This is a genomic window from Pseudomonas sp. CFBP 13711, assembly GCF_014842265.1.
Taxonomy (GTDB): Bacteria; Pseudomonadota; Gammaproteobacteria; order Pseudomonadales; family Pseudomonadaceae; genus Aquipseudomonas.
Window position 1 is genome coordinate 155,577 of sequence record NZ_JACYVI010000013.1, and the last position, 21,762, is coordinate 177,338.

A 21,762-nucleotide genomic window follows, 5' to 3' on the forward strand; every position below is an offset into this window, starting at 1 on the left:
GTTGATTCTTATGTGATCCCGCGTTTCAACCTTCGCTTAAACCTTCTCAACCCCAACGCATCACTACCAACAGCCAGACCAGGGAAAGCCCGGAGGCCACCCAGATATCCCAGCTCGTCGCGCCGATGACCAGCAGATGCAGGTAGGCACTTCCGAGCAGGCCGATGAACAGACGATCGCCGCGTGTGGTGGCAATCGGTAGAAAACCACGACGTTCAATGCTCGCCGAACGCAGTTCCCAGGCCGTCATCGCAACCAGAATCGCAGCGATGGACGCAAAGAAAATAGCAGTTGGCAGGGTCCAGGACATCCACTCCATTTTTCGACTCCTCAGACACGACCAAGAGCGAAGCCCTTGACCACGTGATTACGAACGAACCAGATAACCAGCATGCCCGGCAGAATGGTCAACACCCCCGCCGCCGCCAGCACCCCCCAATCGATCCCCGACGCCGAAACGGTGCGGGTCATGACTGCCGCGATCGGCTTGGCGTTAACCGAGGTCAGCGTCCGCGCCAGCAGCAACTCGACCCAGGAGAACATAAAGCAGAAGAACGCCGTCACACCGATGCCCGAGCCAATCAGCGGGATGAAAATCTTGCCGAAGAACTTGGGAAAGCTATAGCCGTCGATGTAGGCCGTTTCGTCAATTTCCTTGGGAACGCCGGACATGAAGCCTTCCAGAATCCACACCGCCAGCGGCACGTTGAACAGGCAGTGCGCCAACGCTACCGCAATGTGCGTGTCGAACAGGCCGATGGACGAATACAGCTGGAAGAATGGCAGCAGGAAAACCGCAGGTGGCGCCATCCGGTTGGTCAGGAGCCAGAAGAACAAGTGTTTGTCGCCGAGGAAACGATAGCGTGAAAACGCGTAGGCCGCAGGCAATGCGACGCTCAGCGATATCACCATATTCAGGCAGACGTAGTACAGCGAGTTGATGTAGCCGCTGTACCAGCTTTCGTCGGTGAAGATCACCTTGTAGTTCGCGAGCGTGAAATCCTGTGGGAACAGGGTCAGGCCGCCGAGGATTTCGGTGTTGGTCTTGAACGACATGTTGACCAGCCAGTAGATCGGCACCAGCAGAAACAGCAGGTAGATCCACAGCGGTATGAGCTTTTTGAACGACACTTTCTCGCGCTTGTTCATGGGCGCTCCTCAGTTCTTTTCGCTGTGGGTCATGGCGGTGTAGAACACCCACGACACCAACAGAATGATCAGGAAATACACCAGCGAGAACGCCGCCGCAGGGCCCAGGTCGAACTGGCCGAGAGCCATGGTCGTCAGGGTCTGGCTGAGGAAGGTCGTCGAGTTGCCCGGACCGCCACCGGTCAGCACGAACGGCTCGGTGTAGATCATGAAGCTGTCCATGAAGCGCAGCATCACCGCGATGAGCAGCACGCTCTTCATCTTCGGCAGCTGGATGTGTCGGAACACCGCCCAGTTGGATGCCCGATCAATCCGCGCCGCCTGGTAGTACACGTCCGGAATGGCGCGCAGACCCGAATAGCACAGCAACGCCACCAGCGAGGTCCAGTGCCAGACGTCGATGACCAGCACGGTCACCCAGGCGTCCGACGCATTGGCCGCGTAGTTGTAGCTGATGCCCAGCACATCGTTGAGGATCCAGCCCAGCAGACCGATGTCGCCACGGCCGAAGATCTGCCAGATCGTGCCGACCACGTTGAAGGGGATCAGCAGCGGAATGGTCATGACGATCAGGCACACCGACGACCAGCGTCCCTTGGTCGGCATGGTCAGGGCGATGCCGATGCCCAGCGGGATTTCGATCAGCAGCACGCAGGCGGAGTAGATGAACTGACGCAGCAGCGAGTCATGCAGGCGCGGGTCCTGCAGCACTTGCCGGAACCAGTCGGCGCCGACGAAATAACGGCTGGACTGGTCGAAGATGTCCTGCACCGAATAGTTGACCACGGTCATCATCGGAATGATGGCGCTGAACGCCACCAGCAGGAACACCGGCAGCACCAGCCACCAGGCCTTGTTGTTTTGCACTTTAGTCATGGGACACCTCGCTGGCCGGCAGTGTGTTCGCCGCGGCCTCCAGCAGAAATTCATCGGCGTAGAGCATCAGCCATTGCGCGGGGAAACTGATCCAGGCCTGGCCCTGGGGCACCGGCTTGTCTTCCTGCACGCGCACTTTCAACAGCTGGCCGGCCAGTTTCAGGGTGAGGATCTTGTAGGTCCCCAGGTCCTCGACGTAGGTCACTTCAGCCTGCATGGCGTCATCAACCGGGCCGTCCCAGACGTGCACGAACTCGGGACGAATCCCGACTTTCAACGTGCTCCACTGAGTGGCGGCCAGGCGCTGCTGCAAGGCTTCGGACAACGGCAGATGAATGCCGCCAAAGCCCACGCCGCCGGCTTCAGGCTTGACCTCGATGAGGTTCATACCCGGGCTGCCGATGAAGTAGCCGACGAAGGTGTGGTGCGGCTTTTCGAACAGTTCGCGTGGGGTGCCGAACTGGACGATCTGGCCGCCGTACATCACCGCAATCTTGTCGGCGAAGGTCGAAGCCTCCAACTGATCGTGGGTGACGTAGACCATGGTGATGTTGAACTGCTCATGAATCTGCTTGAGCTTGCGGCGCAGCTTCCACTTCAGGTGCGGGTCGATCACGGTCAGCGGTTCGTCGAACAGAATCGCCGACACGTCATCGCGGACCAGTCCGCGGCCCATGGAGACTTTCTGTTTTTCGTCAGCGGTGAGGCCTTTGGCTTTCTTGCTCAACAACGGCTGCAGATCCAGCACGTCGGCGATTTCCTGCACCTTGATCTTTACTTTCGCTTCCGGCATGCCCTGATTGCGCAGCGGAAACGCGAGGTTGTCGTACACCGTCATGGTGTCGTAGACCACCGGAAACTGGAAAACCTGAGCGATGTTGCGCTCCTCCGGCGACATGTCGTTGACCACCGTGGTGTCGAACATGACCTTGCCTTCGGACGGGCTGAGCAGGCCGGAGATGATATTGAGCAGGGTCGATTTGCCGCAGCCGGACGGGCCGAGCAAGGCATACGCACCGCCCTGCTCCCAGATGTGGGTCATTTCCCGGATGGCATAGTCTTCAGGGCCGGTCGGATTGGCGCTGTAGCTGTGCGCGAGTTTTTGCAAGCGGATCTCGGCCATCAGGCAACCCTCGCCATGCGCAGGCCCGGCGCCTGAATCAGGCCGCCCTGCTGATCGAATACGAACAGTTTGTGAGTCGGGATGTACACGCGAATCGGCGTGTCCACGTCGTACTCATGGACGCCCGGCAAATGCAGCACCAGCGAGAAATGCTCGTTGCGCACGTGCAGGAAGGTTTCCGAACCGCTGATCTCGGCAAGCTCGACGGTCACCGCCAGCTCGAGGTCGTCGTCGTTGGACGGCACCAGACTCAGGTGGCTCGGGCGCACGCCAAAGCGGTACTCGCCGTCGCCGATGGTGCGCAGGTCGACGTTCAGCGGGAAGTGCACGAAGTTGGCGAAGCTGACTTCGTTGCCTTCGATGCGACCGGGCATCAGGTTGATCGGCGGCTCGGAGAACAACTCGGCGGCCAGCACGGTTTTCGGCTGGTGATACACCTCGGGCGTCCGGCCGCTCTGGATCACGCGGCCTTCGTGCAGAATCGTGGTGGTCCCGCCCAGCGCCAGCGCTTCGTTCGGCTCGGTGGTGGCGTAGATAGCGATGGTATTGCGCGTTTCGAACAGCTGGCGCATTTCCTGACGCAGCTCTTCACGCAGCTTGTAGTCGAGGTTGACCAGCGGCTCATCGAACAGAATCAGCTCGGCGTCCTTGACCAGCGCCCGCGCCATGGCCGTGCGCTGCTGCTGGCCGCCGGACAATTCGAGGGGATGACGGCTGAGGAATTTTTCGATGCGCAGCATCTTCGCGGTTTCGCGAACCCGGCGCTCGATTTCGTCCTTCGACATCTTGGCCTGGCGCAGCGGCGAGGCGATGTTGTCGTAGACGGTCATGCTCGGATAGTTGATGAACTGCTGATAAACCATCGAGACGTTGCGATGACGCACCGCGACCTGGGTGACATCTTTGCCATTCATCAGTACCCGGCCGCTGTCTGGCTTGTCCAGACCGGCCATCAAGCGCATCAGGCTGGTTTTGCCTGATAAGGTGCGCCCCAGCAATACGTTGAATGAGCCGGGTTCAAAGCTCAGCGAAGCATCGTCGATCCAGATCTGACCGTCGACGGAGCGGCTGACGTGCTCAAGCGTGAGAGACATGGCGTGCCCTTTTTATTTGTTTTGTTCGGGGTGTTGCGTGTGTGCCGTATGGCAGGTCGTAACATCCGTTGACCGATTGTGCAGACCGCTTGTTGGATAGCGACAATCGTGCCAACCGGCCTGCTCAGGCGCTTTCTGGCTGGAATACGCGGACTAGAGCGGTTGCGACAATTTGCCGCACAGATTGGCATTCGTTGATGAACATAAATGAACAGGAAAGGCTGAACACCTGAACAAAATGAACATTGACTTTGAACAATCCTGAACAACAATGGGTGGACGTTTTCGAGCAGGGATGCTCTGCCTAGCGGCATCTCGACAACAATAAATAAAAGTACTCGGACGGAGCCATTTCATGGCCACAGCAGGCGCATCCCCCAGCCACGACAGCATCATTCAGGACTCGTGGGCCCGTTGCCGCGAGTTCGGCCTCGACCACCAGTCACGCCCGTCCTTCGGTCGCCTGCCCGATCAGCAGGTTTCGCAACTGCTCGAGCGCCATCATTCACTGGTGCAGACCACTCACCAGCAGGTGCTGCCCTTCTACGAGAACATCCTGAGCAATTCCAATTGCCTGATCCTGCTCGCCGATCAGCAGGGCCAGGTGCTCAATTCCTGGGGCAACAAGCGCTTCGTCGAGCCGGATCAACAGCCGGGTTTCGTCGCCGGGGCCAGCTGGCTGGAGCAAGGCGCGGGCACCAACGCCATCGGCACGGCCCTGGCCTGTGAACAGGCTGTTCACATTGAACACGATGAACACTTTCTCAAGGCCAACCGTTTCATGACCGGGTCGGCAGCGCCGATTTTCGATGCGTCGCGGCGGATGATCGCGGTGCTCGATGTGTCCAGCGACAGCTTCCTGCCGCCCTCCCACACCCTGGGGATGGTCAAGATGATGGGCCAGACCATCGAAAACCGACTGATCCTCGACCAGTTCCAGCACAGCCATTTCCAACTGGTGTTCAACACCGGCCTGAACAACCTCGACAGCCAGTGGGCCGGGCTGCTGGTATTCGACGAAAGCGGCCGGGTACTCTGCGCCAACCGCCGTGCCGACAACCTGCTGGGCGTCAGCCTGCTCAACGCCAACATCGAAAATCTGTTCAAGGCGCCGATCACCGACCTGTTAGATCAAATGGAAGGCCAGCCCTTTCCGCTTCAGGCCTCGGGCCACAACCGTTTTCATTGCGTGCTGAAGCGGCCGAAGGCGCCGGTGCTCAAGCTCAGAACGGTGCCCGTGCCGACTCCGGTGCAAGCACCTGTGTACCGGTCGGCCACTGTTGGCGCCATTGAGCCAGGGCTGGGGGATGAGCGGGTTGAGAAAGCGGCGCGCCAGGGTCAGCGACTGTTGGAGAAGAACGTCCCGCTGTTGATCCTTGGCGAAACGGGCGTAGGCAAGGAAGTGTTCGTCAAAGCCCTGCACCGCGCCAGCTCCCGCGCCGATCAGCCGATGATTGCCGTGAACTGCGCAGCGATCCCGTCGGAACTGGTCGAGGCGGAACTGTTTGGCTACGAAAAAGGCGCGTTCACCGGGGCTCACCATAAAGGCAGCATCGGGCTGATCCGCAAGGCGGACAAAGGCACGCTGTTTCTCGACGAGATCGGCGACATGCCGCTGCCGGTTCAAGCGCGCTTGCTGCGGGTGTTGCAGGAACGGTGCGTGCAACCGGTGGGCAGCAGCGAGTTGTACCCGGTGGACATCCGGGTGATTTCCGCGACCCATTGTTCACTGCGCGAGCATGTGCAGAACGGGCGGTTTCGACAGGATTTGTACTACCGCATCAGTGGCCTGAACTTGGAGCTGCCGCCGTTGCGCGATCGTAGCGATAAACCCGCGCTGGTGCGTGCCATCTGGGAACAGCACCGCGAACCGCAGCAGACAGCGGGCTTCGAGCCTCAGGTGATGGAGCTGTTTGAACGGCACCCGTGGCCGGGAAATCTGCGGCAGTTGAGCAACGTGATTCAAGTGGCGTTGGCGCTCGCCGACGATCAGCCGATCTCCACCGAGCATCTGCCGGAAGACTTTTTTGCGGACCTGGCGATGGGCTGCGAACGTGTCGAGCCCGAGACAGTGCTCAACCGCAAGGCTGCGCTGGATACGCCTGAGGAACTGAGCGAGTTGTTGCAGGCGGCAGGCGGAAATATCTCGCAGCTGGCGAAGCGGCTAGGGGTGAGCCGGAATACGCTGTACAAGCGACTGCGGGAACAGGGGTTTTGATTGGGGTTTGTCGCTAGTGCGCAGAGCCAGCAAAACCGGGAGGCGGAGTGTCAGACGAGGCATTCCCACGCGGGGCGTCTTCACAATCAGCACAGAATTGTAACGGTGGCTTGGGCAAGAAGAATTATATGGCTATATTTGGCCAATATTTCCGAATGCGAGCATACGTCATGATTATCGTCCCCCTCGGTGAGGCCAAGGACAATCTGTCAAAACTGGTAGATGACGCTGCGGCGGGCCAGACTATCACGATCGCTAAACATGGTCGCGCAATGGCGCGCCTCGTCCCGATCGGGCGGCCCACCGGTAAACGCATCGGTGCTATGAAAGGTATTCTCCAACTACCGGACGACTTCGATGCACCGCTTTCTGACTCTGTGCTGGATGATTTCGAAGGCAGCCGCCCATGAGGATACTGCTGGATACTCATATTCTTCTGTGGGCTCTGACTGACGACCCGAAGCTTTCTCCTAAAGCAAAAAAACTGATCGAAACCGCTACTGAGGTTTACATCAGCGCCGCCACGTTTTGGGAGATGTCGATAAAGATTGGCTTGGGGAAACTAACGGCCGATCTCGAGGAGATTCGCGAGTACTGCCGAGACAGCGGCTTTATCGAGCTCCCTGTCAGCGTTGAACATGCAATCGCAGTCAAAGATCTGGAACACCATCATCGCGACCCATTCGATAGGCTAATCGTTGCTGCCGCCATTACTGAACCGATGAAGCTAATTACGTCAGACGCGATGGTTGCCAGGTACACGTCACTTGCTGTTCTGGCCTAAAGCACCTAGGCGCCAAAAGCAGCAGGTCAGTCGACATCAACAATTTGCCAAACGAGCTCCGTGAGACTGATTGTTCCACCCAGAACGGGAACAATCACCGCAGATGTAACGGGTGACAGATGAACTGTGGGAGCGAGCTTGCTCGCGAAGAGGCCAGTACATCCGCCAAATATTCAGCGTTCGAAACGCCGCCTTCGCGAGCAAGGTGGAGCGCCACCCCGGTCGCTCCCACATCAACCGTGTGCGCGGCTGATCAATCCGCCAACCGCCATGTCGTGCTGCCCTTGCTGTCTTCCAGCACCACGCCCATGGCGGTGAGTTGATCGCGGATGCGGTCGCCTTCAGCCCAGTTCTTGTCAGCGCGCGCCTGCAGGCGTGCGGCGATCAAGGCTTCGACTTCGGCGGCATCCACCCGCCCTTCAGCGCCGGCGCGCAGGAAGTCATCGGCTTCCAGTTGCAACACGCCCAACACACTGGCCAGCTCCTTCAAGCGAGCCGCCAGACCTGCCGCTGCGTTGACATCGCTGTCGCGCAGACGGTTGATCTCGCGGACCATCTCGAACAGCACGGCGCAGGCTTCCGGGGTCCCGAAGTCGTCGTTCATGGCATTCGAAAAACGCTCGACGAACGCCTCGCCCCCCGCAGGCTCAGCGACCGGCAAGCCTTTGAGCGCGTGATAGAACCGCTCCAGCGCGCCTTTCGATTCCTTCAGACTGTCTTCGGAATAGTTGATCGCGCTGCGGTAGTGGCTCGACACCAGCAGGTAACGCACCACTTCCGGGTGGTATTTATCCAGCACGTCGCGAATGGTGAAGAAGTTGTTCAAGGACTTGGACATCTTCTCGCCATTGATGCGGATCATGCCGCAGTGCAACCAGGCGTTGGCGTAGGTCTTGCCGGTTGCGGCTTCGCTCTGGGCAATCTCGTTTTCGTGGTGCGGGAATTCCAGATCGCTACCGCCACCATGAATGTCGAAGGTCTCACCCAGGCAGCAGGTGGACATCACCGAGCATTCGATGTGCCAGCCCGGACGCCCGGCGCCCCACGGCGATTCCCAGCTCGGTTCGCCCGGCTTGACGCCTTTCCACAGCACGAAATCCAGCGGGTCGTCCTTGGCCTCATCGACTTCGATCCGGGCACCGATGCGCAGGTCTTCGATTTTCTTGCGCGACAGCTTGCCGTAGCCGAGGAATTTGCCGACGCGGTAGTACACGTCGCCATTGCCCGGTGCGTAGGCATAGCCCTTGTCGATCAGGCGCTGGATCATGTCGTGCATGCCGCCGATGTAATCGGTGGCGCGCGGCTCCATGTCCGGCTTGAGGATGTTCAGGCGCGCTTCGTCCTCGTGCATCGCGTCGATCATGCGCGCGGTCAGGGCATCGAACGCTTCACCGTTTTCACGGGCGCGGTTGATGATCTTGTCGTCGATGTCGGTGATGTTGCGCACGTAGGTCAGGTCGTAGCCGCTGAAACGCAGCCAGCGGGTAACCACGTCGAACGCCACCATGCTGCGGCCGTGGCCCAGGTGGCAGTAGTCGTACACGGTCATCCCGCAGACGTACATGCGCACCTTGTTGCCATCCAGCGGTTTGAAGACTTCTTTGCTCTTGCTGAGCGTGTTGTAGATAGAAAGCACGTTGCCTACCTTAGCTCCACGAATCGCGGAGCGTCACAGTCCGGTTAAAGACCGGATGACCGGGTTTCGAGTCCTTCAGATCCGCGCAGAAATAGCCTTCGCGTTCGAACTGGAAACGGTCTTCCGGCTGAGCGTCAGCCAACGACGGTTCAGCGCGACAACCGGTCAACACCTGCAGGGAGCCTGGGTTGATGTTGTCCAGGAAGGTCTTGCCCTCTTCTGCCTTCTCAGGGTTTGCCGACAGGAACAGACGGTCGTACAAACGCACTTCGCATTCGATGCTTTCGGCTGCCGGTACCCAGTGCACAACGCCTTTGACCTTGCGGCCTTCAGGGTTCTTGCCCAGGGTTTCCGGGTCGTAGGAGCAACGCAGCTCGACGATGTTGCCGTCGGCGTCCTTGATCGCTTCGTCGGCGCGAATCACGTAGCTGCCACGCAGGCGCACTTCACCGTTCGGCTCCAGGCGCTTATAGCCCTTCGGCGGCTCTTCCATGAAGTCGTCACGGTCGATGTAGATCTCGCGGGAAAACGGCAGCTTGCGCACGCCGAGCTCTTCCTTCTGCGGATGGCGCGGCAGTTCGAGGTGGTCAACCTGGCCTTCCGGGTAATTGGTGATCACGACTTTCAATGGACGCAGCACGCACATGGCGCGCGGGGCGTTGTGGTCCAGGTCCTGACGGATGCTGAATTCCAGCATGCCGAAATCGACCACGCCGTCGGAACGGTTGGTGCCGATCATTTCGCAGAAATTGCGGATCGACGCCGGGGTGTAACCGCGACGGCGGAAGCCCGACAGCGTCGACATGCGCGGGTCGTCCCAGCCGTGCACGTGCTTTTCATCGACCAGTTGCTTAAGCTTGCGCTTGCTGGTGATGGTGTAGTTCAGGTTCAGACGCGAGAACTCGTACTGGCGCGGCTTGCACGGCACCGGCAGGTTATCGAGGAACCACTCGTAGAGCGGGCGATGGCTCTCGAATTCCAGGGTGCAGATCGAATGGGTGATGCCTTCGATGGCGTCCGATTGACCGTGGGTGAAATCGTAGATCGGGTAGATGCACCACTTGTCACCGGTCTGGTGGTGATGGGCGTGACGAATGCGGTAGAGGATCGGATCGCGCAGGTTCATGTTCGGCGAAGCCATGTCGATCTTGGCGCGCAGGACGCGGGCGCCGTCTTCGAACTCGCCGGCCTTCATGCGGCTGAACAGGTCGAGGTTTTCTTCGACGCTGCGATCGCGGAACGGGCTGTTCTTGCCCGGTTCGGTCAGGGTGCCGCGGTATTCGCGAGCCTGCTCGGGGGTCAGGTCATCGACGTAGGCCTTGCCCGTTTCGATCAGATGGACCGCCCAGGCGTACAGCTGGTCGAAGTACTGCGAGGCATAACGCACTTCGCCGGACCACTCGAAGCCCAGCCATTTGACATCGGCTTCAATGGCGTCGATGTATTCCTGGTCTTCCTTCGCCGGGTTGGTGTCGTCGAAGCGCAGATGCGTGACGCCGCCGAATTCCTGAGCCAGACCAAAGTTGACGCAAATCGACTTGGCATGACCGATGTGCAGGTAGCCATTGGGCTCCGGCGGGAAGCGGGTCACGATCTGGGTGTGCTTGCCCGAATCCAGGTCAGCCTGCACGATGGGGCGCAGGAAGTTGGTTGGAATGGCTGGGCCTGCCTTGGAATTCGCAGCGGCATCTTGAGTGGGCTTGCTCATAGGATCCTTGTACGGGTCGCGGCCAGGAAGGCCGGTTAAATCAAAGCGCCTATCATAGCCGAAGCTGTCAAGCCCCTGACAGCGCGCTGTGACAAAACTGCCGAGATGGGCGCCCGGTCAGCGTCGGAACCTGCAGCTCAATCGCAACTACCCGCGCAACGGCTACCCTCTGTAAACTGCGCGCCTGGGGTGAATCCGCAGGACTGGCCGCGCATTCCGATGGCCGACTGCCGCGATCACTGCCTCCCATTGCGACTTCAAAGAGCGAGCTGACCATGTCGAAAGTAAAGCTGACCACCAATCACGGTGAAATCGTTCTGCAACTTAACGCAGAAAAGGCGCCGCTGACTGTCGCCAACTTCATCGAATACGTCAAAGCCGGCCACTACGAAAACACCGTGTTTCACCGCGTGATCGGCAATTTCATGATCCAGGGCGGCGGCTTCGAGCCTGGCATGAAAGAGAAGAAAGACAAGCGCCCGAGCATCCAGAACGAAGCCGACAACGGCCTGCCGAACAAGAAGTACTCAGTGGCCATGGCCCGCACCATGGAGCCCCATTCAGCCTCGGCGCAGTTCTTCATCAACGTCGCCGACAACAGCTTCCTCAATCACAGCGCCAAGACCGTGCAGGGTTGGGGTTACGCCGTGTTCGCTGACGTCGTCGAAGGCACTGATGTGGTCGACAAGATCAAGGGCGTCGCCACCACGTCCAAGGCCGGTCACCAGGACGTGCCAGCCGAAGACGTGATCATCGAGAAAGCCGAGATCATTGAGTGATATTGCTGATCTCCGATCTGCACCTGGAAGAAGGACGCCCGGACATTACCCGGGCGTTTCTCGGTCTGCTGAATGGGCGCGCGCGCGCGGCTGAATCGCTGTACATCCTTGGGGATTTCTTCGAAGCCTGGATCGGCGATGACGCCATGTCGCCCTTTCAGCGCTCGATTTGCCAGGCGCTGCGGGCACTGAGCGACAGCGGCACGCGGGTGTTCCTGATGCACGGCAATCGCGACTTCATGATCGGCCAGGGGTTTTGCAAAGCGGCGGGCTGCACGCTGCTCAAGGACCCGAGCGTCGTGAATTTCAACGGCGAACCGGTGCTGCTGATGCACGGCGACAGCCTGTGTACTCGGGACGAAGCCTACATGCGTATGCGCCGTTACCTGCGCCATCCGCTGACGCTGTGGGTGCTGCGGCATCTGCCGTTGAGCACACGGCACAAGCTGGCGCGCAAGCTACGCAGCGAAAGCCGTGCGCAGACGCGGATGAAGGCCAGCGACATTGTCGACGTCACGCCGGACGAAGTGCCACGGGTGATGAAGGAGTCTGGCGTGAAGACGCTGATTCATGGTCACACCCATCGGCCTGCGGTTCACGACCTTCAACTGGGTGAGACCATGGCGCAGCGCATCGTGCTGGGGGATTGGGATCGCGAGGGATGGTTGCTGCGGATCGATGAGTCGGGCTTTCATCTGGAGTCGTTTGCGTTTGAGGCCTGACCAGATCACCGGTGCGTCAGAAGTGAACACCGATGATCGTCGAACGCAGAACCTGTGGGAGCGACCGGGGTGGCGCTCCACCTTGCTCGCGAAGGCTTACTTTCTGACATCAGAGAAAGTGGCTGAATGTCCCGGCCTCTTCGTGAGCAAGCTCACTCCCACAAGTATTGTGTTTGACGCCGACAGCGCGGCGTCAATCAATGCCCTCCCCCAGGCGCCGCCTTCGCGGTAAACGGCGGTTTGGCCAGCCAGATGATCAGGATCAGCGACAGGAACACCCAGCCCATCATGTAGAAGTAGTCCACCGTGGACATCATGTACGCCTGGCTGGTGACCATCGAATCGAGCTGTGCATACGCCTGATTGCTCGCCCCACCCAGGGTCTCCAGCACATGTCGCGTCGTCGGCTCGTAGGCGTTCACGCTTTCGCTCAGATAGGCGTGGTGCTGATCGGCGCGGCGGATCCAGATCCACGTAGTCAAGGAGGCCGCGAAGCTGCCACCGAGGTTACGCAGGAAGGTCGCCAGCCCCGAGCCGTCGGCGATCTGCGACGGCGGCAGGTCGGAAAGCAGGATGCTCAAGGTCGGCATGAAGAACAGCGCAATGCCTGCACCCATGAACAACTGCACCAGGGCGATGTGCTCGAAATCCACCTGACTGGTGAAACTTGCTCGCATGAAGCAACTCAGGCCAATCCCCAGAAACGCGAGGCCGGCGAGCAGGCGCAAGTCGAATTTATGCGCATAACGTCCCACGAAGGGCGACATCAATACTGGCAGCACCCCGAGTGGCGCCACCGCCAGCCCTGCATAGGTCGCCGTGTAACCCATCTGCGTTTGCAGCCACTGGGGCAGAATCAGGTTGATCCCGAAGAACCCCGCGTAGCCCGCTACCAGGCAGATCGTCCCGTAGCGAAAGTTGCGAAACGCAAACAGCCGCAGGTTGACCACCGGGTGATCATCCGTCATTTCCCAGATGACAAATGCCGCCAGGCCAATCGCCGAAATCACCGAGCCGATAATGATGAAGTTCGACTCGAACCAGTCCAGGTCATTGCCTTTGTCGAGCACGATCTGCAGCGCGCCCACGCCGATGATCAGCGTAATCAGACCCACGTAATCCATGGGCTGGCGACTGGTGCTGACCGGCCGGGTAGCCATCTGCTGACGCACGACGAACGCCGCGAACAGTCCGATCGGCACGTTGATGAAGAAGATCCACGGCCAGCTGTAACTGTCGGTGATCCAGCCGCCGAGAATCGGCCCGGCAATCGGCGCCACGACCGTCACCATCGCCAGCAATGCCAATGCCATCCCCCGTTTCGCAGGGGGATAAACGGCGATCAGCAGCGTTTGCGTCATCGGGTACAACGGCCCGGCAACCATGCCCTGCAACACTCGAAAGCCCACCAGCTCAGGCATCGAGGTGGAAATGCCACAGAGAAACGAGGCGGTGACAAACAGCAGCGTGGCCCACAGAAACAGCTTCACCTCGCCGAAGCGCCGGCTCAGCCAGCCGGTCAGCGGCAGCGCGATGGCGTTACTGACCGCGAAGGAGGTGATGACCCACGTGCCCTGCTCCGAGCTCACGCCGAGGTTGCCGGAGATGGTCGGCAAGGCCACGTTGGCGATGGTCGTGTCGAGCACTTGCATGAAAGTCGCCAGCGACAGGCCGATGGTAGTCAGCAACAGGCTTGGCGGCGTAAAAGAAGCGGGAGCGTTAGTACTCATCGCGAATCCTTTGACACTCGAAGATCACCCCGGCCGGCAGATGCAGGCCGAGGCAGATGGATTGGCGAATCAGCGCTGGGCCGTCTTGCCGCTGGTTGACGCGCTGTTCTCGTGGATCACGCGGGCAATCATCGTGTCGGCGTCGGCCAGTTGTTTGGCGTAGACATCGGTGGTGAACAGCGGCTGCTTCGGCGGTTGCTGCGCCAGCACCGGACCGCTCTGGTCGTGCAGGTTCACGTCAACGGTGGTCGACAGGCCGATGCGCAGCGGATGCTTGGCCAGCTCGTCGGCGTTGATGTGAATCCGCACCGGAATACGCTGGACGATCTTGATCCAGTTACCGGTGGCGTTCTGTGCGGGCAACAATGCAAACGCACTGCCGGTACCGGCGCCGACGCTGTCCACGGTGCCGCTGTATTTGACGTCGCCGCCATACAGGTCGGCTTCGATGTCCACCGGCTGGCCGATGCGCATCTGGCCGAGCTGGGTTTCCTTGAAGTTGGCGTCGATCCACAGCTGGTCGAGGGGAATCACGGCCATCAGCGCAGTGCCCGGTTGAACCCGCTGGCCCAGCTGCACGGTGCGCTTGGCGACGTAACCGGTGACCGGCGCGATCAGCGTGCTGCGCGCGTTGCTCAGGTAGGCCTGACGCAGTTGCGCGGCCGCCGATTTGACGTCCGGATGCGAGGACACCTGGGTGTCATCCACCAGCGCGGTACTGGTCGCCAGCTGCTGATGGATGTTGGCCAACGCATTCTGCGCGCTGGTCAGGTCATCCTTGGCGTGGGACAGCTCTTCCTGGGAAATCGCCCCGCCCGCCGCCAGACTGCGACGACGGTTGTAGTTGTCCTGGGCCTTCTGCACTTCGGCGCGCTGGGCCGCCAGTTGCGCTTTCATGCCATCGACGTTGCTGTACAGACCACGCACCTGACGCACTACTTTTGCCAGATTGGCTTCGGCACTTTGCAGCGCCACTTCGGCATCATTCGGGTCGAACTGCACCAGCACCTGCCCCTCGCGGACCAGATCGCCGTCGTCGGCGCCGATGCTGACCACGGTGCCGGTGACTTGCGGGGTGATCTCCACGACGTTGCCGTTTACATAGGCATCGTCGGTGCTCTCGCTCCAGCGACCGTACATTTCGTACCAGGCCCAGACGCCAAGCACGCCAAGCACCACGACCAGCAGCAGGCCGAGCAACAGCAGCTTGCGCTTGCGCGGGTTCTTGGTCGGTTTGGTCTGCTCGGCGCCCTTGTCAGCGGCCTTGTCAGGCGCGGAGGCGTTGACGTCCTTTTCTTCGTTTGTAGCGTTGTTGTCGGTAGTGGCAGCGGCCATGACGATTACCTTAATGAGTCAGCGAAGCAGTTGACGGGACGACCGGGGCGGCGTTGTCGCCGGGCTTGCTGTCTTCGAAGCCTCCCCCGAGGGCCTGCATCAACTGGATCGAAAGATCGATTCGTTCCGCGTTGAGATCAGCCTGTTGGCGTTGCGATTGCAGCAGTTGTTGCTCGACGCTCAGTACGTCCAGGTAGTTGCCGATCCCCGAGGAGTAGCGCTGAACGACGGTGTCGTAGGATTTCTGAATCACGTCGGTCGCCTGCTGGCGCGCTTCGATCTGACGGCGGATGTCGCGCAACTGACCGATGCCATCGCTGACATCCCCCAGCGCCCGGACCAGCGTCTTGTTGTACTGCGCCACGGCGAGGTCATAGTCGGCGTCCCGCGCATCCAGATCGGCACGGCGACGGCCGCCGTCGAAGATCGGCAGCGACACCGTCGGCGCGACGTTGAAGAAGCGACTGGCCGAGCCGAACATCGCATCACCCAGCAGCGACTCCACCCCTGCCGACGCGCTCAGGTTGAGGTTCGGGTAGAAGTTGGTCTTGCTGACGTCGATGTTCTTGCTCGCCGCCTCAACCCGCCAGCGCGCGGCCACCAGATCCGGGCGACGGCCCAGCAATTCCGCAGGCACCACCGAAGGCAGGGCCACGACAGCAGGCTGCAGCACCGCAGGCCGGCTCAGTTGTTCGCCGCGGTCCGGGCCTTTGCCCATCAGCACGGCCAGCTGAATCTTGGCGCTGCGCAGGCTTTTTTCCGCGTCTGCCAACGACTCGCGGGAGTTGGCTTCCAGGCTCTGTGTCTGCTCGTACTGGTACTCGCTGTCGATGCCCGACTTGAAGCGCCGCGATCCCAGGTCAAGCAATTGACTCGTGCGCTTGAGGTCTTCAGCCGCCAGGTCACGGACGATGTAGGCCTGGCCCAGGTCGCTGTAAGCGCGGGCGACATCGGCGGCGAGGGTCAATTGCGCTGCTTGCTGATCGACTTCACTGGCACGGGCTTGGCCCAACGCCGCTTCCCAGGCCGCACGCTGGCCGCCCCACAGGTCGAAGTTGTAATTGAAGCCGGCGCTCAGGCTGCGCAAGGTGCTGTAGCGCCCGCCTGCCCCGGTCGGGTCCTGATCACGGGCCAGGCGCGAACGGCTGACGCTGGCGTCGGCATCCACGGTCGGCATGCGTTCGGCGTCGGCGGCATAGGCCTGCGCGGTCGCCTGATGGGTGCGGGCGGCAGCGATCTGCATGTCCGGACTGTCGCGCAGTGCTTCGGTGATCAGGCTATTGAGTTGTGGATCGTCCAGGCTGGTCCACCAGTCGCGCTTGGGCCAGGCGGCCGGCGACAGGGTGATGCCATTGAGGCTTTGAGCGGTCTGCAGACTGTTGGCATCGATGCCGACGGCTTCGGTTTTCAGGCCTTTGGAACTGGCGCAACCGGCCAGCACCAGTGCCACGACTATCAGGCTCAGGGACATGCGCAGGGTCGAGCCCCGCTGGAGGTGAGTGCTCATTGTTCGGCAATCCGGGCAATCGTAATGGGGTCGCCCGAGGCAACCAGAATTTTCGTCAGAATCTTTTCCAGGGCCAGCAGCTCGCTGTCTTCCAGCACCCCGACCATCTCGTTCATCGCGTGTGCGCCGATTTCCGGCAACAGGTCGGAGAGCGCCTTGCCTTCCTCGGTCAGCACCAGTTGCACCTGACGCCGATCGGATTCCGAGCGCGCGCGGGACAGCAGGTTTTTCTGCTCCAGACGGTCGAGCATGCGGGTCATCGAACCACTGTCGAGATTCAACATGCGGCAGATGTCGGCCGGGGTCTCAGCGCAGAAACGCGCGATCATCACCAGCACTTTGAACTGCTGCGCAGTGACGCCGTGGGGCTCGAGATGCCGGTCGAGGATGCGGTTTTTCAATTGTTCAGTCCGGCCCAGCAACATGCCCAGCAGACTGTCGTGAAAATTTTCAGGAGTGAAATGCGCCATTGATAGCCACCCATTATCTGCTTAGGCAGTGAATGGAGGGGATCTTACTGCCTAGGCAGTAAACACACAATGAAACAATATTTAGGGTGCGCGAATTCGGACGAACGTAGCTCGCCTGCTGAATGGGTTGTTTTCTAGAGTGGCTTAGAGCGCCGGCACACCGCTGTGGAAGCGGAAATCTTCATCCGGGCTCAGGATCAGCTCGCGCTCGGCCAGGCGGATTTCTTCGATCTTGGCGTCGACGTCCGCTTCAGTGCCGTAGGTGTAGGCGAGTTTCAGGTAGTCCTGAAAATGCCGGGCCTCGGACTTGAGCAGGCTGGCGTAAAACTTCGACAAGTCTTCGTCCAGATGCGGCACCAACGCAGCGAAGCGTTCGCACGAGCGCGCTTCGACGATGGCGCCGACGACCAGCGCGTCGGTCAGGCGATACGGGTTGTGGGTACGAACGAGTTTGCGCAGCGACCCGGCATAGCGCGCCGAGCTGATGTTGGCCATCGGAATGCCGCGCTTCTTGATGATGCCGATCACTTGCTCGAAGTGACGCAGCTCTTCGCGCGCCAGCCGGGACATCTTGGCCAGCAGGTCGAACTTGTCGTTGTACTGGAACATGAATTGAAACGCCGCGCCGGCGGCCTTCTTTTCATTGTTGGCGTGATCGATCAGCAGGATATCCAGATTCTGCAAGGCGGCCTGAACCCAACTGTCGGGCGTGGGGCACAGCAGGAAGGCGTCGATTTCTGGATAGATCTGCATGGGTTCACGGATGGCTGGCTGGGCAAGGCGCAGCATTATACGGAGCCTGACGGGCAGAGCCAGCGTGCGCAGATGAAAAGCGCAGGATTTACCGCTCGAGCGCGAGAGTCACGCCACTGTCAGACCGCGCCCATCGCATCCTTGAGGAAGCCGGGCGCGATGTAACGCTCGTAGTGCGCTTCGGACAGCAGGAAGAATTCCCGATCAATGGCATCGCGCAGCTCAGGCAGCGACCAGTCGCGAAACTCCGGCAGTAGCACCATGCCGTAGGCGTCCAGCTGGTTGATCACCCTCGCGCCCCGGGCAATCAGCTGGTAGGCCCAGCAATATTCCGACTGATGGGGAACGAAGCGAATCTTGCGCTGCTCCAGTTGCGCCCGCAGCCTGGCCGGGTCGAACACCTCGACTTTCCCCGCCATCACTTGCACCAGCAGCTGTTCAAGGCGCAGCCAGACGGCGCGCTTTGCATCCTCGTCGTAGCCGTTCCAGTGGATCACTTCGTGGTGAAAGCGCTTGCATCCCCGGCACACGAGGTCGCCGTAGACGGTGGAGCACAGGCCCACGCAGGGCGTCTTGATGATTTGATTGGGCATGGCAAGGGAACACGACGGCGAACGAAACAAGCCGGCATGTTAGCCCTTTGTCTAACGAGGTACACCCTTCAACCTGTAGGGGCTAACTTAACTTCAGCGTTTTTTTACCGTAGAATCACCGGGCCTTTTAAGGCGCCAATGTCCGTTGGAAGCTGTTTTCAAAGCGTCACGAGCACAGTCAGGGCTTTTTACGATAAGCCGGCGAGCCACTTATCGTACAAAGCCCGCCCCGCAGTCCGGTTTGACGCGAGTCCCTCGCGTCCCCTCCCCGACCGATCATGCAGGCGTAAAACTTTGAAAACAGCTTCTGTTGGAGATCGTCAGCTTCCTGCCAAGAAACTTTAAAAAGTTCGAGAGCGCCGATGCGGACCTTCTCTGGATGAGCGTCCCGGACACCCATTTGGGACCACTGATGAGGGTAATACTGTGCTTGAAGCCTACCGTAAACACATCGAAGAGCGTGCCGCCCAGGGTATCGTGCCCCAGCCGCTTAACGCCGAACAAACTGCAGGCCTGGTCGAGCTGCTGAAAAATCCACCGGCTGGCGAAGAAGCTTTCCTGCTTGACCTGATCACCAATCGCGTTCCACCGGGCGTTGACGAAGCTGCCTACGTCAAAGCCGGTTTCCTTTCTGCCCTGGCCAAGGGCGAAGTTCATTCCCCTCTGCTGCACAAGAAGCGCGCCGTCGAACTGCTCGGCACCATGCAGGGCGGCTACAACATCGTGACCATGGTTGATCTGCTGGACGACGCCGAGCTGGCACCCGTCGCTGCAGAGCAACTGAAGCACACCCTGCTGATGTTCGATGCCTTCCACGACGTCGCTGAAAAAGCCAAGAACGGCAACGCACACGCCAAGGGCGTGCTGCAGTCCTGGGCTGACGGCGAGTGGTTCCAGAAGCGTCCGACCCTGGCCGAAAAGATCAGCCTGCGCGTCTTCAAGGTCACCGGCGAAACCAACACCGACGACCTGTCGCCTGCGCCTGACGCCTGGTCCCGCCCGGACATCCCGCTGCACGCCCTGGCCATGCTGAAAATGGCCCGCGATGGCATCGTCCCTGACGTGCAAGGCTCCATCGGTCCGATGCAGCAGATTGAAGACATGCGCAGCCAGGGTTTCCCTATCGCCTACGTCGGTGACGTGGTCGGTACCGGTTCCTCGCGTAAATCGGCCACCAACTCGGTGCTGTGGTTCTTCGGCGACGACATCCCGAACGTGCCGAACAAGCGTGCCGGCGGCTTCTGCTTCGGCAGCAAGATCGCACCGATCTTCTACAACACCATGGAAGATGCGGGCGCCCTGCCGATCGAGTTCGACGTATCGAACATCAACATGGGCGACGTCATCGACGTTTACCCGTATGCCGGCAAAGTCACCAAACATGGCACCGACGAAGTCCTGGCGACCTTCGAACTGAAGACGCCTGTGCTGCTTGACGAAGTCCGCGCTGGCGGCCGTATTCCGCTGATCATCGGCCGTGGCCTGACCGGCAAGGCCCGCACCGAACTGGGCCTGCCGCCTTCGACGCTGTTCAAGCTGCCTGACGTTCCCGCTGCCAGCACCAAGGGTTTCACCCTGGCGCAGAAGATGGTCGGAAAGGCCTGCGGCACCGACGGTATCCGTCCGGGCACTTACTGCGAGCCGAAGATGACCACCGTCGGTTCTCAGGACACCACCGGTCCCATGACCCGTGACGAACTGAAAGACCTGGCGTGCCTGGGCTTCTCAACCGATCTGGTGATGCAGTCGTTCTGCCACACCGCGGCGTATCCGAAGCCGATCGACGTCAAGACTCACCACACGCTGCCTGACTTCATCATGACCCGTGGCGGCGTTTCCCTGCGTCCGGGCGACGGCATCATCCACAGCTGGCTGAACCGCATGCTGCTGCCGGACACCGTCGGTACCGGTGGTGACTCCCACACCCGTTTCCCGATCGGTATCTCGTTCCCGGCCGGTTCCGGGCTGGTCGCGTTCGCCGCTGCCACTGGCGTCATGCCGCTGGACATGCCGGAGTCGATCCTGGTTCGTTTCAAGGGCAAGCTGCAACCGGGCGTCACCCTGCGCGACCTGGTTCATGCGATTCCGTACTACGCCATTCAGAAAGGCCTGCTGACGGTCGAGAAGAAAGGCAAGAAGAACGCGTTCTCCGGTCGCATTCTGGAGATCGAAGGTCTGGAAACCCTGACCGTCGAACAGGCTTTCGAACTGTCCGACGCTTCGGCCGAACGCTCTGCCGCTGGTTGCACCATCAAGCTGTCGAAAGAGTCGATCGCCGAGTACCTGAAGTCGAACATCACCCTGCTGCGCTGGATGATCGGCGAAGGCTACGGCGACCCGCGTACCCTGGAGCGTCGTGCTCAGGCGATGGAAGCCTGGGTGGCCAACCCAGAACTGCTGGAAGCCGATGCTGACGCGGAATACGCCGAGATCATCGAGATCGATCTGGCCGACGTGAAAGAGCCTGTGCTCTGCGCGCCGAACGACCCGGACGATGCCCGTCTGTTGTCGAGCGTCGCTGGCGAGAAGATCGACGAGGTGTTCATCGGTTCGTGCATGACCAACATCGGCCACTTCCGCGCCGCCGGCAAGTTGCTGGAGCAGGTGAAGGGTCAGTTGCCGACGCGTCTGTGGCTGTCGCCGCCGACGAAGATGGACGCTCATCAGTTGACCGAGGAAGGTTACTACGGCATTTACGGCAAGGCTGGCGCGCGCATGGAAATGCCGGGCTGTTCGCTGTGCATGGGTAACCAGGCACGTGTTGAGCCGAATTCGACGGTGGTGTCGACGTCGACCCGTAACTTCCCGAACCGTTTGGGTGATGGGGCGAACGTGTATCTGGCGTCGGCTGAGTTGGCGTCGGTGGCGTCGATTCTGGGTCGTCTGCCGACGGTCGAGGAGTATATGGAGTACGCGGGCAAGATCGACAGTATGGCTGCCGATGTTTACCGTTACTTGAGCTTCGATCAGATCGCGGAATTCCGTGAGGCTGCAGCGAACGCTAATATCCCGGTTGTTCAGGCTTAATAGCTGAGACCGTGTTGAGAGAACCCCGCTTCGGCGGGGTTTTTTTATGGCTAGTGTATTAGTAGGACCGGCTCCAGCCGGGAATTGTGCGTTGACGCTGATAGGGTCTGCTTGGGGGCAGACTGTTTCGCCTTCGGCGAGTTACTTGGAAAAGCACCCCAAGTAACCAAGGGTGCCTGCAGTGGTCTAATTTCCCCGGACACCTCGATAAGTGGAAAATACATTTATCGAGGAGTTCTACATGACCAGAAAGCGCAA

19 protein-coding genes are annotated in these 21,762 nt (G+C 60.3%); 6 read left to right on the plus strand and 13 right to left on the minus strand.

Annotation, left to right across the window (positions count from 1 at the left end; genetic code table 11):
* Positions 1-46: 46 nt before the first annotated feature.
* From IFT47_RS22075 to IFT47_RS22095, 5 genes are read right to left on the minus strand one after another with little or no spacing between them, the layout of a single operon-like run.
* The gene (locus IFT47_RS22075; RefSeq protein WP_065986436.1) at positions 47-319 is read right to left on the minus strand and encodes a DUF2160 domain-containing protein; all 273 of its coding nucleotides are present in this window, start codon (positions 317-319) and stop codon (positions 47-49) included.
* A gap of 11 nt (positions 320-330) precedes the next feature.
* On the minus strand, positions 331-1,131 hold the full coding sequence (locus IFT47_RS22080) for a carbohydrate ABC transporter permease (RefSeq protein ID WP_074892149.1): 801 nt from the start codon (positions 1,129-1,131) through the stop codon (positions 331-333).
* Between the two features lie 27 nt (positions 1,132-1,158).
* Entirely contained in the window at positions 1,159-2,025 is an 867-nt protein-coding gene (locus IFT47_RS22085) for a carbohydrate ABC transporter permease (RefSeq protein ID WP_122537610.1), read from the minus strand.
* The gene (locus tag IFT47_RS22090) at positions 2,018-3,148 is read right to left on the minus strand and encodes an ABC transporter ATP-binding protein (protein ID WP_192174106.1); all 1,131 of its coding nucleotides are present in this window, start codon (positions 3,146-3,148) and stop codon (positions 2,018-2,020) included. The genes IFT47_RS22085 and IFT47_RS22090 overlap by 8 nt, the downstream gene beginning before the upstream one ends.
* Entirely contained in the window at positions 3,148-4,242 is a 1,095-nt protein-coding gene (locus IFT47_RS22095; RefSeq protein WP_192174107.1) for an ABC transporter ATP-binding protein, read from the minus strand. Before IFT47_RS22095 ends, IFT47_RS22090 begins: the two co-directional genes overlap by 1 nt.
* Before the next feature lie 355 nt (positions 4,243-4,597).
* Here IFT47_RS22095 and IFT47_RS22100 point away from each other — a divergent pair, with 355 nt between their 5' ends.
* The 3 genes from IFT47_RS22100 to IFT47_RS22110 all read left to right on the plus strand — a co-directional run bounded on the left by IFT47_RS22100 (position 4,598) and on the right by IFT47_RS22110 (position 7,244).
* Positions 4,598-6,460, plus strand: coding sequence for a sigma-54-dependent Fis family transcriptional regulator (locus IFT47_RS22100; RefSeq protein ID WP_192174108.1), 1,863 nt, complete (start codon positions 4,598-4,600; stop codon positions 6,458-6,460).
* Positions 6,461-6,630: 170 nt separating this feature from the next.
* Positions 6,631-6,870, plus strand: coding sequence for a type II toxin-antitoxin system Phd/YefM family antitoxin (locus IFT47_RS22105; RefSeq protein WP_065986546.1), 240 nt, complete (start codon positions 6,631-6,633; stop codon positions 6,868-6,870).
* Positions 6,867-7,244 (plus strand): type II toxin-antitoxin system VapC family toxin, encoded by a 378-nt coding sequence (locus tag IFT47_RS22110; protein WP_074892086.1) that lies wholly within the window; start codon positions 6,867-6,869, stop codon positions 7,242-7,244. The genes IFT47_RS22105 and IFT47_RS22110 overlap by 4 nt, the downstream gene beginning before the upstream one ends.
* A 253-nt stretch (positions 7,245-7,497) precedes the next feature.
* On the opposite strand, the gene cysS is transcribed toward IFT47_RS22110, so the two are convergent.
* Entirely contained in the window at positions 7,498-8,880 is a 1,383-nt protein-coding gene (gene cysS, locus IFT47_RS22115; protein WP_192174109.1) for a cysteine--tRNA ligase, read from the minus strand.
* A gap of 10 nt (positions 8,881-8,890) precedes the next feature.
* A complete protein-coding gene (locus IFT47_RS22120; RefSeq protein ID WP_192174110.1) occupies positions 8,891-10,588 on the minus strand; it encodes a glutamine--tRNA ligase/YqeY domain fusion protein in 1,698 nt (565 codons plus the stop codon).
* A gap of 275 nt (positions 10,589-10,863) precedes the next feature.
* Here IFT47_RS22120 and IFT47_RS22125 point away from each other — a divergent pair, with 275 nt between their 5' ends.
* Complete coding sequence (locus IFT47_RS22125; protein ID WP_192174111.1) at positions 10,864-11,367, plus strand: peptidylprolyl isomerase; 504 nt, start codon at positions 10,864-10,866, stop codon at positions 11,365-11,367.
* Positions 11,364-12,089, plus strand: a complete 726-nt coding sequence (locus tag IFT47_RS22130; RefSeq protein ID WP_192174112.1) for a UDP-2,3-diacylglucosamine diphosphatase — start codon at positions 11,364-11,366, stop codon at positions 12,087-12,089. The genes IFT47_RS22125 and IFT47_RS22130 overlap by 4 nt, the downstream gene beginning before the upstream one ends.
* A 197-nt stretch (positions 12,090-12,286) precedes the next feature.
* Here the strand turns inward: IFT47_RS22130 and IFT47_RS22135 are convergent, their stop codons facing one another.
* The 6 genes from IFT47_RS22135 to IFT47_RS22160 form a co-directional block, all read right to left on the minus strand.
* Positions 12,287-13,819: a DHA2 family efflux MFS transporter permease subunit gene (locus IFT47_RS22135; protein WP_192174113.1), complete on the minus strand. Its 1,533-nt coding sequence runs from the start codon at positions 13,817-13,819 to the stop codon at positions 12,287-12,289.
* A gap of 69 nt (positions 13,820-13,888) precedes the next feature.
* On the minus strand, positions 13,889-15,154 hold the full coding sequence (locus tag IFT47_RS22140; RefSeq protein WP_192174114.1) for an efflux RND transporter periplasmic adaptor subunit: 1,266 nt from the start codon (positions 15,152-15,154) through the stop codon (positions 13,889-13,891).
* Positions 15,155-15,164: 10 nt separating this feature from the next.
* Positions 15,165-16,661 carry an efflux transporter outer membrane subunit gene (locus tag IFT47_RS22145; RefSeq protein WP_192174115.1) on the minus strand — a complete coding sequence of 499 codons (1,497 nt, stop codon included), beginning with the start codon at positions 16,659-16,661 and terminating at the stop codon, positions 15,165-15,167.
* Positions 16,658-17,131, minus strand: a complete 474-nt coding sequence (locus tag IFT47_RS22150; RefSeq protein ID WP_192174116.1) for a MarR family winged helix-turn-helix transcriptional regulator — start codon at positions 17,129-17,131, stop codon at positions 16,658-16,660. The genes IFT47_RS22145 and IFT47_RS22150 overlap by 4 nt, the downstream gene beginning before the upstream one ends.
* 144 nt (positions 17,132-17,275) lie before the next feature.
* The gene (miaE, locus tag IFT47_RS22155; RefSeq protein WP_122537832.1) at positions 17,276-17,884 is read right to left on the minus strand and encodes a tRNA-(ms[2]io[6]A)-hydroxylase; all 609 of its coding nucleotides are present in this window, start codon (positions 17,882-17,884) and stop codon (positions 17,276-17,278) included.
* Positions 17,885-18,003: 119 nt separating this feature from the next.
* A complete protein-coding gene (locus tag IFT47_RS22160; protein WP_065986417.1) occupies positions 18,004-18,477 on the minus strand; it encodes a DUF1289 domain-containing protein in 474 nt (157 codons plus the stop codon).
* 426 nt (positions 18,478-18,903) lie between these two features.
* Between IFT47_RS22160 and acnB the strand changes: the two genes are divergently transcribed.
* A complete protein-coding gene (acnB, locus tag IFT47_RS22165; protein ID WP_192174117.1) occupies positions 18,904-21,504 on the plus strand; it encodes a bifunctional aconitate hydratase 2/2-methylisocitrate dehydratase in 2,601 nt (866 codons plus the stop codon).
* The last annotated feature ends 258 nt before the right edge of the window (positions 21,505-21,762 follow it).